The 12667-nt window shown below is 47.4% G+C and carries 10 protein-coding genes; 7 read left to right on the top strand and 3 right to left on the bottom strand.

Annotated features, from left to right (window positions below; all coding sequences use genetic code 11):
* Positions 1-104: 104 nt before the first annotated feature.
* The 4 genes from HGH90_RS09410 (at position 105) to HGH90_RS09395 (ending at position 7660) form a co-directional block, all read left to right on the top strand.
* Complete coding sequence (locus HGH90_RS09410; RefSeq protein ID WP_169190944.1) at positions 105-1172, top strand: FecR family protein; 1068 nt, start codon at positions 105-107, stop codon at positions 1170-1172.
* Between the two features lie 293 nt (positions 1173-1465).
* The gene (locus tag HGH90_RS09405) at positions 1466-4930 is read left to right on the top strand and encodes a SusC/RagA family TonB-linked outer membrane protein (protein WP_169190943.1); all 3465 of its coding nucleotides are present in this window, start codon (positions 1466-1468) and stop codon (positions 4928-4930) included.
* A 25-nt stretch (positions 4931-4955) separates the two neighbouring features.
* Complete coding sequence (locus HGH90_RS09400) at positions 4956-6755, top strand: RagB/SusD family nutrient uptake outer membrane protein (protein WP_169190942.1); 1800 nt, start codon at positions 4956-4958, stop codon at positions 6753-6755.
* Positions 6756-6763: 8 nt separating this feature from the next.
* Entirely contained in the window at positions 6764-7660 is an 897-nt protein-coding gene (locus tag HGH90_RS09395; RefSeq protein WP_169190941.1) for a metallophosphoesterase family protein, read from the top strand.
* Positions 7661-7720: 60 nt separating this feature from the next.
* Here HGH90_RS09395 and HGH90_RS09390 read toward each other — a convergent pair whose 3' ends face one another.
* From HGH90_RS09390 to lgt, 3 genes are read right to left on the bottom strand one after another with little or no spacing between them, the layout of a single operon-like run.
* Positions 7721-8515, bottom strand: coding sequence for a DUF4846 domain-containing protein (locus HGH90_RS09390; protein WP_211172604.1), 795 nt, complete (start codon positions 8513-8515; stop codon positions 7721-7723).
* Between the two features lie 56 nt (positions 8516-8571).
* Positions 8572-9516, bottom strand: a complete 945-nt coding sequence (locus HGH90_RS09385; RefSeq protein WP_169190940.1) for a CobW family GTP-binding protein — start codon at positions 9514-9516, stop codon at positions 8572-8574.
* Positions 9503-10318, bottom strand: coding sequence for a prolipoprotein diacylglyceryl transferase (gene lgt / locus HGH90_RS09380; protein WP_169190939.1), 816 nt, complete (start codon positions 10316-10318; stop codon positions 9503-9505). Before lgt ends, HGH90_RS09385 begins: the two co-directional genes overlap by 14 nt.
* A gap of 111 nt (positions 10319-10429) precedes the next feature.
* Here lgt and HGH90_RS09375 point away from each other — a divergent pair, with 111 nt between their 5' ends.
* The 3 genes from HGH90_RS09375 (at position 10430) to HGH90_RS09365 (ending at position 12640) form a co-directional block, all read left to right on the top strand.
* Positions 10430-11272: an MBL fold metallo-hydrolase gene (locus HGH90_RS09375; RefSeq protein ID WP_169190938.1), complete on the top strand. Its 843-nt coding sequence runs from the start codon at positions 10430-10432 to the stop codon at positions 11270-11272.
* 260 nt (positions 11273-11532) lie between these two features.
* Complete coding sequence (locus tag HGH90_RS09370; RefSeq protein WP_145670968.1) at positions 11533-11997, top strand: PA2169 family four-helix-bundle protein; 465 nt, start codon at positions 11533-11535, stop codon at positions 11995-11997.
* Between the two features lie 34 nt (positions 11998-12031).
* A complete protein-coding gene (locus HGH90_RS09365) occupies positions 12032-12640 on the top strand; it encodes a Crp/Fnr family transcriptional regulator (RefSeq protein WP_168764250.1) in 609 nt (202 codons plus the stop codon).
* The last annotated feature ends 27 nt before the right edge of the window (positions 12641-12667 follow it).

Here is a 12667-nt window from a genome sequence, read left to right as displayed (position 1 = left end):
TTTTTTTTCATTTTCCTTAGGGAGTTTTCAGGTGTTTATTGGTCCTCTTTATAGGGACGGAAAAATTCCGTTGTTGCGGTGCCTTTTACCGCCTATCTGGAACTATGGATCAGGAAAGACTTTATACGTTACTGGCCCGCGAAATGGCCGGCGAGCTCAGAGCAGAAGAAGCCACCACTTTGCAGCAATTATTGCAACAATATCCTGATGCCAGTTATATACGGGAAGTATTTGCACAGAACTGGGTACCGGCAGGCAAGCAATATGGGCCTTCCCAGGTACAGCAATTACTGGAAAAACATCAGCAGCGCCTGCAGGCAGCCACCCTGCAGGAGGATGCGCCGGAAGCCGACACCGCTACGCCACGCAAGGTATGGAAGCTGTACGCCGCTATAGCCGCCTGCCTGCTGGTATTGGTATCCCTGGGCGCCTGGTTCCTGCACCAACGGCCAGCTCCGAAACCAGCCCCACTGGCACAACTGGTTACTGCCAAGCGTATGCGTTCACAAATATTATTACCCGATGGTTCCCGGGTATGGTTGAATGCCGGCAGTAAACTCGATTATCCCGAACAATTTGCACCACATAGCCCACGGGAAGTACACCTGGAGGGAGAAGCATTCTTTGTAGTAGCCGCCGACGCCGAACGTCCTTTCCGCGTACACACCAAAGCATTTCATGTGCATGTGTTGGGCACTTCCTTCAATGTAAGGGCCTATCCCCTGGAAGACAGTGCAGTAGCCTCCCTGGTACAGGGCGCCGTGGAAGTAGTATTAAATAACAATAGTAAACAGGTGGTGGCATTACACCCCAACGAGAAACTGACCGTACCGGTTCATCCCGTTACGGCCGAAGCCGCCACTGCAGCTTCCATCCCTGCCATGGCAGCCCTGCAAAAAAGTAAATTAACATTAGTACAGGATAGTATTATCCCGGAAACCGCCTGGGTGCAAAACAAGCTGGCCTTCAAACACCTGGAGCTGGAAAAAGTAGTTGCCATGCTGGAAGAGTGGTACGGTGTAGAAATAGACTTCCACAACAATAACAAAAGAAAATTATACTTCACTGGCGTATTCGAAACAGAAAGCCTGGAACAGGTTTTAAATGCCATGGAAAATACCCAGTCCTTTACCTGGGAAAAAGATAATACAGGGAAAATATGGATCAGGTAATAACTGGTCTTTTTGTAAGATAACAAACACGATATATTTCTATTCACTTGTAAAACAGACAAACCGCCTGAACAGACAGTAATTTAAAATTTTAAAGCGAACAATGTTTAGCACGTAGCCGAAAAAAAACGGGAAATGTTCGCACCATTCCCCGCTATAATATCGGTTAACAGCATTGTATTGGGTAAACATTCCATCAACAATTTATTAACCAACAAAACAAATGTATGAAAAAAAGTACAGTGGGCAATTGGCTTCCGCCCGGACGGAAGCTGTATAAACTGTTAATTTTTATGAAGCTTTCAATGCTGCTGATGACCGTTGCCTGTTTGCATGTAAGCGCATCGGTCCATTCACAATCTACCATTACGGTGAAACTTACGCAGGTACAGCTGGAGAAGGCGCTGGTCCTGTTAGAAAAAAACAGCCATTACCGGTTTGTTTATAATGACGACAATCTCCCGGCCAACCATAAAATATCGTTGGATGCCAAAGACTGGAGTATCGACTCAGTGTTGGATAAAATACTTAACAATACCTCCCTTGGGTTCCGGAAAATGTCGGATAACCTGATCGTGATTTCGCCAGCAGGTGCTGCCAGCAAGGACGTTGTGGTAAAAGGCCGGGTGGTAAACCCCGCTGGCGAAGCTTTGCCGGGTGTAAGCGTACGGCTGAAAAACACTACTATCGGCACTGTTACCAACGATAAAGGAAACTTTGAATTAAAAGTACCGGAAAATGCCATCCTGCAGATTTCCTATGTTGGCTTTGATCAACAGGAAGTATCTGTGAATGGCCGGGAAACATTGACTATCACCCTGGAACCTTCAAAAAATTCCATGGAGGAAGTAATTGTGGTAGGTTATGGTACCCAGAAAAAGATCAACGTAACCGGCGCCATCGACCAGATTGCCGGTAAACAGCTGGCTGAACGCCCTATTGCCAACGTAATGCAAGGCCTGCAAGGGTTAAGCCCAGGGCTGAATATCAGCTACGGTGGCGGCAAACCCGGACAGGTTCCCAACATCAATATTCGTGGCGTAGCCACCATCGCTTCTTCCAACGGGATGGTGCAACCATTGATCATCATTGATGGTATTACTGCCACGACTGATGACATGATGCGACTTAATCCGACAGACATCTTGTCTATTTCCGTTTTACGCGATGCTGCCTCTGCTGCTATCTACGGTGCCAGGGCTTCTTTTGGCGTGATCCTGATTACTACCAAGCAAGGTACCACCGGCGGCAAACAAACCGTGAGCTACAGCAATTACTTTGCGATGTCGCGCCGCACAGTAATGCCCGATCCTGTAACAGATCCATATATCTATTCCCGTGTGCTGGAAACATCTACCAATAACACGCCATGGGATTATGTTAACTTCTCTGACGAGTATTATAAATGGGCCAAAGAAAGATCTGATAATCCTTCTTTGCCTGATACCCGTATTGATCCCAGCGACCCCTCCAAATGGGCTTATATGGGCAGCAACAACTGGAATAACTACTTCTTCAGTAAAAATAATTTCTCCCAGAACCATAGCATAACACTGAGTGGTAGCGCCGAAACAGCTAAAAAAATGCCGATCAGCTACCTGCTGTCAGCCGACTACACCAAAGAAAACGGGTTAAATAAACTATCGAAAGATGATTGGGGCCGCACCGGCATGCGCGCCAAAATCAATATAAAACCTATCAGCTGGTTACAGGTGGATAATAACCTGAGCATTTATCAAACAAAGGGCGATGGGCCTACCTATAACATTACCGACGTATATTACTTAAACCCTACACAGGTGGCGGTAAACCCGGATGGTACCTGGGCCAATACCGGCGCCGGACGCCTGGCAGCCCAACTGGTAGATGGCGGACGCAATGTTACCACCCGCTTCGGCTTCCAGGATGTAGTGAGAGGAGTGGCCTCCTTCCTCAACAACGACCTGCAGATCACCGGAGATGCAAGTTTCAAGAGGGAATTATGGAAATACCATGTAGACCAGAACTACTATAAGATCGGGTATGGTCCTAAAGATATACGCCAGGAAGGTAGCAGCTCAGTAACAGAAAATAATGCCTATAGAAAACAGGATGTTTTTGACCTCTACGCCAACTACCATAAAACCTTCGCCCAACATCATACGATTACCCTCATGGCTGGTTATAACCAGGAGAACTACGAATCCCAGGCCATTAATGCCAGCCAGAAAGATATCATCTCTCCAGCGCTGCCATATTTATCACTAACCAGTGGCGCTCCTTTAGTGAGTGGTGTTTATGATTCCTATGCCATCAGAAGTCTCTTTGGAAGAATTAACTACACTTTCAAAGATCGTTATATTATAGAGGCCAATGGCCGCTCCGATGCGTCTTCCCGTTTCCCTTCCACCAACCGTGTAGGATTCTTCCCTTCCGTATCTGCAGCCTGGATCGCCAGCGAGGAAAAATTCATCAAAAATTTCCCGCTGATATCCGTGCTTAAATTTAGAGGTTCTTACGGTAGCCTGGGTAATCAGAATGTTTCCAACTTCGGTTATCAATTTAATCTTCCAACAGGAAAATCCTCCTACCTGATAGACGGTAATCTCAATCAAACCATCATTACCGGCGCACCATTACTCAAAGTGGATCCATCTACCTATACCTGGGAAATGGTAACGACCAGCAACGTAGGTACCGATTTTGGTATCCTGGATAACCGCTTCCAGGGGTCATTCGATTACTTTGTGCGCAATACCACCGGTATGTTAGCACCAGGACAGGAGCTTCCCGGCGTACTGGGTACCGCTGCCCCCATGCAAAATGCAGCTGACTTATCTACCCGTGGATGGGAGTTGATGCTCGGCTATCGCAATAATTTCAATGTGGCTTCCAAACCTTTCAATTTTGGAATTAAGGTGACACTATCTGACGATAAAACTAAAATCACCCGCTATAAAAATGACCAGCAATTATTCAGCGGCAAATATTACTCCGGGCAAACCTTCGGCGAAATCTGGGGCTTAACCAACGATGGTTATTTCAAAAGTAAAGACGATGTAAAAACACTGGATGAATCAAACATTGTTCCATGGGGCGCCCTGGACATCGTACAAGGCTGGCCAAAATACAAAGACCTGGATGGAAACGGTAAAATAGAACAAGGTATTTCCGCCAAAGATCCTAAAGACCTGAAAGTAATTGGTAATACTAGTCCGCATTATCGTTATGGTATCAACCTGGACATGAACTGGAATGGTATTGACCTCTCTGTATTCATGCAGGGAATCGCCAAAATGGATTATTATCCACACCATTACCTGTTCTGGGGCCCGCTCCAGCAGCCTTATGCGAACGTTTATCCATGGAACCTGGACTTCTATCGCGCTACTGCAGATAATGAAGCAACCCGTGCACAGCACAGCGCATCTTATATCAAAGCGGGACTGGCAGATGCTAATACCAACTCTTACTATCCTGTTATGCAAGCCTGGCTGGCAGATAACAACTACGGTAAAGGACTGGATCTGCCACAAACCAAATACCTGCTCAATGCTGCCTACCTGCGTATCAAGAATGTGACCATCGGCTATACATTACCTGCATCGCTGACTAAACGTTATCACATTAATCGTCTGCGCATCTATGCTTCCGGCGAAAATATCTTCGAATTTTCCGCCATCAAAAAATACGTAGATCCGGAAGCTATTATAGATGGTTACGGCTGGGCTTATCCTTACCAGCGCAAATATGCCATAGGACTAAACCTCGATCTGTAACACCGGACCATTTAAACATTACAACATGAAAAAATTTAAGTACCATATTATTCTTGGAGCGCTATTGCTGGGCGCTTCCTGTAAAAAAGATTTCCTGAACCGGTATCCCCAGGATCAAATAGCTGCAGACCTGTTTTTTAAATCGGAAACAGACCTGTCACTGTATGTTAACGGCCTGCTTAGCCTGTCAGATACCTGGCAGTACATCGGAGATCAAAGTAGTGATAACACTGCTACCACTGCATCACTGGAAATAAAAAACATGATGACTGGCCACCCAAGTTCTCAAACCATTACCAGTGGTTGGGGAGATTGGAGCAGGCTGCGTAATATCAATTTCTTCCTCGATCGTTACAGCGGAGCCGATGCTACCCAGGAAGTAAAGGATCATTACGCCGGCCTGGCTAGGTATTATCGCGCTATTTTCTATTTCGGTAAAATCAGCCGCTTCTCTGATGTGCCCTGGTATGGAAAAACTTTGCTCCCGGATAACCAGGATATGTATAAAGCCCGGGATCCACGCACCGTGGTGGTGGATAGCATGATGGCCGACTTGTCTTTTGCCGCTCAGCATGTGCGCGAAAAAGTACCTGCCGGTACACCTAACCTTTGGGCGGTAAAAATGTTGTATGCCCGCATCGCCCTCTACGAAGGCACTTACCGTAAATATCATCCGGAATTAAACCTGCAATCAACAGCTGGGCGATTCCTGGATACTGCGCGGGCGCAGGCACAGGACATTATGAATTCGGGCAAATTCACCATTTATAATACCGGCTCTCCGGCGAGCGACTACGCTGCACTGTTTAACAGCCAGGACCTGACAAGGATAGGCGAAGTGATACTGGCTCACCCTTATGATTATGTAAAAGGCGCAAGTGGTAATATTAACGGTTACGTATTTGGTGATTATGAACAATCACCTTCCCGCGACCTGGTGCAGACGTACCTGATGAAAGACGGCACGCGCTTTACCGACCTCCCCGGCTACGACAAACTCCAGTATACACAGGAGTTTCAAAACAGGGATCCCCGCATGGCGCAAACACTGGCCGCTCCCGGGTTTAAACGTGCAGGAGATAACGCGCCCTACATTCAACGCCTGAATAAAAATTTTACCGGTTACCACCAGGTAAAAGGTTATTTCAACACCACTGATAACAGTATCTCCGGCAGTATAGATTTCCCGGTTTATCGTTATGCGGAGGCCCTGCTTACCTATGCAGAAGCAAAGGCAGAACTAAATAACCTCACGCAGGGCGACCTTGATCAATCAGTAAACCTGGTACGCGCCCGTGCTGGTATACCTTCCATGAACCTGGCACTCAGTAATGCCAATCCCGATCCGATACTGGCAACCAAGTACCCCGACGTAACCGGACCAATGAAAGGCGTTATCCTGGAAATCCGCCGCGAAAGAAGAGTTGAATTTGCCCTCGAAGGCTATCGCTTCGATGACCTGATGAGATGGCATGCGGGCAAGGTGCTGGAAAAAATACCAGAAGGCATGTACTTCCCCGGCCTGGGCAAATATGACATGACCGGCGATGGTATTGAGGATATTATTTTGATAGATCAGAGCCAGGATATTCCAGCAGAAGATAAAAAGGAGAAAAATTCCCTGGGAATTTCGCTGATTTATTACAAAGCTGGTAATATAGGAGAAAACGTAACGGTATACCTGAAAAATGGTACTGCGGGCGGTGCTATAGTAACAGAAACCGCCGCACGCACGTTTACAGAACCTAAGTTCTATTACCGTCCTATTCCTTATACCCAGGTAGCATTGAATCCAAACCTGAAGCAGATTTTTGGCTGGGAATAAACCATCGTATGAATAGAAGAGACATTTTAAAACATTCAGGCTTACTTGCAGCCGGTACCCTCCTGGGGCCGGCTGCCGTTAAAGCCGCCGACAACAGCAAGCGCAGCCCGGTGCTGACCGTGGCGCATATCACAGATGTGCATATACGCGAAGACCTCGACGCGCCAGCGCGATTCAAAAAATGCCTGGAAGAAATCAAAAAGAAAAAAATCGATTTCTTCCTCAATGGCGGCGACTCCATCTTTGATGCCTCGTATGACAACGTGGTACGCGACCGCGTAACACAACTCTGGAGCATCTGGGATGACTGTGTCAGCAGCCTCAAATCCTACGAGGTGCATAGCTGCCTGGGCAACCACGATATGTGGTGGAAAGCGCCTTCCAAAGACGACAGTATGTATGGAAAGGACTACGTAGTAAAACGCCTGAAAATACCGCACCGCTACTATAGCTTTACCCGCAAAGGCTGGCACTTCATTATCCTGGACGGTAACAACGACAAAACCTCCCTGGATGAAGAACAATACCAATGGCTGGAAAAGGATCTGCAGGCATTGCCAGCTGGCACTCCTACCCTCGTGATGTCGCATTATCCTATCCTGGGTGTTACCCCCATGCTGGTAGGCGGCGGACATGGCGACCATCAGCGGTTAAAGACCCTGTTTTTCCAGCACCGCGACAAAGTAAAGGTATGCCTCAGCGGCCATAACCACCTGGCCGACAACGCTGTTTATAACGATATCCGTTACTGCTGCAACGGCGCTATGAGCGGCTTCTGGTGGGGCAAGGGCGATAAGGAATCTGCCGGCGAAGGCTATTACCTGGAAACACCTCCCGGCTATGCTATCCTCCGTTTGTACGCAGATGGCAGTGTGGAAAATGACTACATTCCACATCACTGGTAACAGCGATTATGGTATTTTGTATCCAGGGGCGCATCGTGCGCCCCTTTTTTTGTGTAATGATCATCCCGGAAACCGCGATAATTCACTGGTATCAAATATCCATTCCGGGGTCAGCAACTTGCCAGTGAATCCTGCTGTGAACCAGGGAGAGGCAGCTGCCGGGTTCTTTAAAATATGTATATCCTGGGCAGGCATGTAACTTTGTGCCAGGAGAAAAATCCGGTTACCAGCCGCGTCTTCTGCTACGTCTGCCACTATCACCGCATGCCCCGGACTACCTCCTTTAATAAACACATCGCCAGGCAATAGTTTTCGTGTATCCTTTACCGATACCAGCTCCCTGCTGAGCGAAAGCGTGCCTGCCCAGGAAAATACCGTTTCCAGGTACGACATCAGGCAGGCATGTCCGCTGCAAGGCGATGCCATTTGCTTTCGTTGCAGCTGGTTGTTCTTTAAAATCCACCGGTCGCCTTTACTCCATCCATTATAATCCATCAGCGTACCACTGGTAGCATGAAATGCAATTTTTTCCAGCCGTTCGCTGGCAAATAAATACTCTGCCCGCAGCCGTATTACCGCATCTGCGCATTGCTGCAAATTTTTTGTACCCACGGAAATATCAATTACTGCATATTGCGCCTGTTGGTTTTGTTTTAACTGCCCATTATAGAGATATACCCGGTTATCTTTCTTTAATGGCAGCAATCGTAACCAGGCGCCAAAGGAACCAGCTGGTTGCGCAAGGCGTTTATATCCCGCTGGCAGCGGGATGGCGGATACCGTCCTGGCTTGAGAAAAAGCGGCTGTACTGATAAGGATGGCAAACAATAATGAATATATCCGGGCTATCGACATATGAATAGTTTTAGAAAAGATGCATTTCTATAAATTTTCCATAACCGGCAGATCTGCTATATTTTTTCTTTCTGCGCAGGCGCCAGTATGCGCTGAATAGTAGCCGATTTCAACTCGCGACCTATAAATACCAAAGTCGAAGAAGGGCTTTCATCTTCCCACTCTCCTGCTGATACAATATGCAGGTACCGACCGGTAGATTGTACCAGCATTTTTTCTTTACTGTTGCAGACCCGGATATATCCTTTGATACGGTACAACTGCTCAGGATAGGCGTTACAGTAAAAATCAAGCACAAACACAAACATGTTCAGATCGAAGGCGATAGGCGATTCAAATAAAACAGTATTGATCTTATGAGGCTGTTTTAGAGGAGCGGTGCGCTCCTTTGCAGGTAAAGGCTTTTCCCGGAACTGCAGGTCTTTTAGGGAAATAGATCCCTTTTCGGAGGTGGTAATGAAAGCCAGTGGATTCATCTGCTCCAGCTGCTGCGACAAATAAACGAGCTGAGGTACCGGCAGTTGTTGAATTTTATTGACGATGATCACATCCGCTGCAGCCACTTGCTTACCGGCTTCCGGCGCCTGTTGCAGGCGTTCAAAGATATTTTCTGCATCCACTACACAAACGGTGCATTCCAGCTTGTAATGACGTTGCACATCTGGTATATGAAACATTCCGATGATATTGCCGGTGTCGGCGATGCCGGTGGTTTCTATGAAAACATGGTCCGGGCGCTGCTCCTGGCCTAGTATATTGCCCAGCACTTCCAATAGGTCGTTGTCGAGTGAGCAACAAATGCAGCCGCTCGTAAGCTCATAGAGCTGATCAATTTTAGCATCGATCAGGCTCGCATCAATATTCACTTTGCCTACCTCATTTTCGATCACGACATTACGGGAGCCTGTAAACTGTTGCAGTAAGCTATTCAGGATAGTTGTTTTGCCCGCTCCCAGGAAACCGGTGATAATATAGACTTTTATCCGTTTATCTCTCTCCATATACTTTATAAAATTTTAAAAAATAAATACCCAGGAATACAAGCGGAAGGCTCAGGATCTGTCCCATATTCAGCAGGTGGCCATTTTCAAAGGCTACCTGGTTTTCTTTAACGAATTCGATGCAAAAGCGGGTGGTAAATACGAGCAGGAGTAAGCTGCCAAAGAGTTGCCCTGGCCGGGGCGCCTGGTAGTAACGATAGCGCTGCCAGCAAAAAATAAGTGCATAACAAAACGCTTCATACAATTGCGCCGGATGCCTGGGCTGCGCATCTACGCGGGTAAATATCACCGCCCAGGGCAGTGTGGAAGGCACCCCGATAATTTCAGCATTAAAAAAATTGCCTATACGAATAAGGCTTCCAGCCAGTGGTACTATTATCGCCAGCCGGTCGAGTATCCAGGTAAGCGATAACCTGTATTTTATGCTGAAGCGCCAGGCAGCCAGCAGCATACCGATCGCCGCACCGTGACTGGCCAGTCCCTCGTAGCCCGTAAATTCGATCTGTCCGTTATGGAAAGCAACCGGTAGGAAAATTTCCCAGGGATGGGTTTTGTAATAGGCTGCCTCATAAAAAAGACAATGTCCCAAACGTGCGCCTAACAAGGTTCCTGTGACCATGTATACCAGCAGGCGATCGAGCGTGCCGGGCGGTACCCGCTCCCGACGGAAAACCCGGTCGAGCACCATATAGGCTGCCAGGATTGCTAACATAAAGGCTACACTGTAGTAACGGAGGGAGAAGCCACCCAGGCGAAAAATTTCCGGGGATACGTTCCACGACAGTATCAGTATTTTATCCATTCTGCAAATTTGCAACAATGTTGCAAATTAACAAACAACTCTCTAAAATAATCTTCCGGGAAGCGGTTAATGCATCATCAAATCTCGACATGAAATTTTACCTTTGTCGGCATGTCGCTATTTATTACTTCATTGAATTCGGGAAGCAACGGGAACTGTTATTATATCGGGAATGACAGCGAGGCAGTATTGATAGACGCAGGTATTTCCTGCCGTGAAACGGAGAAGCGGATGACCCGCCTGGGGCTTACCATGAAAAAAGTAAAGGCGATCTTTATCTCCCACGAGCATAGTGATCATATCCGGGGAGTAGAAGTGCTGGCAAAAAAATACCGGCTGCCAGTATACATTACTCCCGGTACCCTTACCCATGGCGGCCTGTCACTCGATGCCCAGCTGGTAGTGGATTTTAACCCGTATGAGGCCATCCCGGTAGGCAGCCTGTCTGTTACCGCATTTCCAAAACATCATGATGCCTCGGAGCCCCACAGCTTTGTAGTGAGTGGTAACGCCGTTACCATTGGCATCTTTACGGATATTGGCGCTCCGTGTGAACATGTAGTCCGCCATTTCCAGCAATGCCATGCTGCCTTCCTGGAAGCTAATTACGATGAAGAAATGCTGGAAAAAGGCCGGTATCCGTACTACCTGAAGAACCGCATCCGTGGAGGAAAGGGCCACTTATCCAACCGCCAGGCGCTGGAAATATTTACGACGCACCGCCCGGCATTTATGAGCCATCTCCTGCTCGCCCATCTCTCCCGCGATAATAACAATCCCGACCTGGTACAGGCACTTTTTGATCAGCATGCCAACGGCACACAGATTATAGTAGCCTCCCGGTACCAGGAAACGGCCGTATACGCCATCAGCGCTGCCAACTCCGGCGAAACTGTAGTAACAACACCGTTACCTGTTATAACAGCAGAAGCGCTGCAAGGAAAACTGTTTTAAGCCGGGTTCGCTTACAGGGTGGTAGATGATGTTCCGCCACATACTGTTTAAAGGCCTCCACACCTCGTATTCCATCTTACTACCGCCTGGCGCCGGTTGCTGAGGGCCAGAAAGCCGGCCGGAAAAACCAGGCTGTAACACAAAACACCCCGTGACAATCAAACAAAAACGCCCGCTTCCTTGTATATTTCTGTGACCGTAAATAAACCTGTTGGCATGTTTTATGGCCGATATTACATTACATCAAATTAATATTACTCATGGAAACAATAACCGCCGCCGTTACCAACGAAATATTGAACGACCTAATTGGCATCAACAACGACCGCATTGCCGGTTATGAAAAGGCGCTACGGGAATTACCTCCCACCGATGCAGACCTCAAACCTGTTTTCTCTGCCATGATCACGGAAAGTCATCAGCTCCGGAATGCTTTGGGCAATGAAGTACAAGCCAACGGAGGTACCATGGAAACCGGTACCACCGCTGCCGGTAAAATATACCGGGCCTGGTCAGAGGTAAAAGCATTGTTTTCCGGGCATGACCGCAGAACAATACTTGCCAACTGTGAAGCCACAGAAGACGCCGTATTGCAGGCTTACCAGGATTCGCTCGACCTGGAAACGATGCCTGCGTACATACGGGAATTGCTTACCCAGCAAAAGGCTTTGCTGAAACAGGCACATGATAAGGTAAAAACATTACGCGATCAGGCCAGAAAATAAGAATGTTTATATTGCAGTCAAACCGATTGCTTCGATGACACATGCATTGCCGGCCTGGTATGATCAATTAATGAAAAAATACCCGGTAGTAACATTAGCAGAATGGCAGCTGCTGGATTCCATTGCCACCATAAAACATATAAAAAAAGGAGATGCCTTTTTACGCTATGGAAAGGTAGCCAGGTATTCTGCTTTTGTTATATCCGGGATGTTCAAATTTGCCATCTTCGACGAAGAAGGCAACGAAAAAATTGTAAAGTTCAGTTTCCCGAATGACTTTCTCGCCAATTGCGAAAGCTACAATAAAAAGGTCCCGTCTGCGCTGAGCATTGTTGCGGTAGAAGATGCCGTGGTGTTAAAAATCAATATCAAAAAAATACAACCGCTCTATGCCCTGCACATGAACCTGCTACATGTAAATCTTCAGCTGTTCCAGGAGCTGCTGGAGCAACAGTCAGAACATCAATATATCCTTTCCCTGAAAAGTCCTTTACAACGGTATAAATTCCTGCTGGAAAAACGCCCTGCCATCATCCAAAAAATATCGCTTACCAACATTGCCCGCTACCTGTATACCAGCCGGGAAGCTGTTAGCAGGGCCAGGTTGCTGCTACTGAACCGTGCCCGCAACGTTTGTGATTGAAATCACGCCCTTCATGTAATCCGCACT

This window comes from Chitinophaga sp. Ak27 (assembly GCF_012726295.1).
GTDB lineage: Bacteria > Bacteroidota > Bacteroidia > Chitinophagales > Chitinophagaceae > Chitinophaga.
Note: the sequence above shows the minus strand (reverse complement) of the source record. Positions and strands in the feature narration are given on the sequence as shown.

Coding starts and splice junctions, on each gene's coding strand:
- HGH90_RS09405 (WP_169190943.1), top strand. CDS start 1,466: ATGAAGCTTTCAATGCTGCTGATGACCGTTGCCTGTTTGCATGTAAGC.
- lgt (WP_169190939.1), bottom strand. CDS start 10,318: ATGGATAAAATACTGATACTGTCGTGGAACGTATCCCCGGAAATTTTT.
- HGH90_RS09365 (WP_168764250.1), top strand. CDS start 12,032: ATGACACATGCATTGCCGGCCTGGTATGATCAATTAATGAAAAAATAC.
- HGH90_RS09370 (WP_145670968.1), top strand. CDS start 11,533: ATGGAAACAATAACCGCCGCCGTTACCAACGAAATATTGAACGACCTA.
- HGH90_RS09400 (WP_169190942.1), top strand. CDS start 4,956: ATGAAAAAATTTAAGTACCATATTATTCTTGGAGCGCTATTGCTGGGC.
- HGH90_RS09410 (WP_169190944.1), top strand. CDS start 105: ATGGATCAGGAAAGACTTTATACGTTACTGGCCCGCGAAATGGCCGGC.
- HGH90_RS09375 (WP_169190938.1), top strand. CDS start 10,430: ATGTCGCTATTTATTACTTCATTGAATTCGGGAAGCAACGGGAACTGT.
- HGH90_RS09390 (WP_211172604.1), bottom strand. CDS start 8,515: ATGTCGATAGCCCGGATATATTCATTATTGTTTGCCATCCTTATCAGT.
- HGH90_RS09385 (WP_169190940.1), bottom strand. CDS start 9,516: ATGGAGAGAGATAAACGGATAAAAGTCTATATTATCACCGGTTTCCTG.
- HGH90_RS09395 (WP_169190941.1), top strand. CDS start 6,764: ATGAATAGAAGAGACATTTTAAAACATTCAGGCTTACTTGCAGCCGGT.